The organism is Caulobacter vibrioides OR37, from assembly GCF_000372645.1.
Classification (GTDB): Bacteria; Pseudomonadota; Alphaproteobacteria; order Caulobacterales; family Caulobacteraceae; genus Caulobacter; species Caulobacter vibrioides_E.
Genome location: NZ_APMP01000066.1, coordinates 1 through 1,089, shown reverse-complemented (window position 1 = coordinate 1,089; position 1,089 = coordinate 1). Strand labels below are relative to the sequence as shown.

The following is a 1,089-nucleotide window of genomic DNA, read 5'->3' as shown; positions in this document are numbered from 1 at the left end:
AACGCAGGCGCTTTGGAGTCATGACGAACCCCCTCCGTCACGCCGCGCTTCGCGGCGCGACACCTCCCCCAGACGGGGGAGGAGAGGTTCGGAGACTCACCCCTCCACCAGCGGCGCGATCTTCTCCAGCAGCCAGCGGGTGCCTTCCTCGCGGCCGGGCGCGTCATACCAGCCGTCCAGGAAGGTCCCGACCTCGGTCATCACCAGGCGGGTCTTGTCGCCCTCCGGCTTGAACTCCAGGGTCGCGATCGAGGCCGAGGCCAGCGGGTCGCCGTGGTGCATCCAGTAGGCGTAGACGATCCGCGTGTTGGGGATGATCTCCAGATAGCGGTTGTGGAAGCGGTGCGGCGGGTCCCCCGGCGGGCCGCCGATGCTGTGGTCGCCGTGGCCCACGCGGAAGTCGAAGCCGATGTCGCCCGGCCCCCATTCGTCGGGGCCCTTGAACCACTTGGCCTTCTTCTCCGGATCGGCGAAGGCGGAAAACACCCGGGCCGGCGAGGCGGCATAGACCCGCTCGACGACGAAGGTGGCGTGGATGGCGCTGCGCTGGGTCATGTCGTTTCCTCGTCTTCGGCCGCCAGGAAGTCGCCCAGGCGGTCGAGGCGCCGTTCCCACTGGGTGCGCCTCTGGTTGATCCACTGTTCGGCGAGGCTCAGGACTTCGGGGCGGATCGCGCACGTGCGCACCCGTCCGACCTTTTCCGACGCCACGATGCCGCCCGCCTCCAGCACGGCCAGGTGCTGCATGACCGCCGGCAGCGACATGTCGAGCGGCCGGGCCAGTTCGCTCACCGAGGCGGGACCCCGGGAAAGCCGCTCGACCATGCTCCGCCGCGCGGGGTCCGCGAGGGCCTGGAACATCAGGTCGAGGGACGGCTGTTGGTTAAGCATGGGGTTAAGTATCGAGACGCGAGGGTGGATAGTCAAGTATGTGCTTAAGTGTTTGGGCGCGCGCTCAGCCCTCCTCCCCCTTTTGGGGGAGGTGTCGCGGCCGCGAAGCGCGCCGTGACGGAGGGGGTTTGGTCATGACTCGGCAGGGGGCGGCGCTGGCCCCCTCCACCGCCGTTCGGCGGTCCCCCTCCCCCAAGCT

General features: G+C 69.1%; 2 protein-coding genes. Both read right to left on the bottom strand.

Going from position 1 to position 1,089, the window contains the following annotated elements:
* Positions 1–96 precede the first annotated feature (96 nt).
* Positions 97–555 (bottom strand): SRPBCC family protein, encoded by a 459-nt coding sequence (locus tag OR37_RS20515; RefSeq protein ID WP_004625511.1) that lies wholly within the window; start codon positions 553–555, stop codon positions 97–99.
* Positions 552–890: an ArsR/SmtB family transcription factor gene (locus tag OR37_RS20510; RefSeq protein WP_004625510.1), complete on the bottom strand. Its 339-nt coding sequence runs from the start codon at positions 888–890 to the stop codon at positions 552–554. The genes OR37_RS20515 and OR37_RS20510 overlap by 4 nt, the downstream gene beginning before the upstream one ends.
* Between the last annotated feature and the right edge of the window lie 199 nt (positions 891–1,089).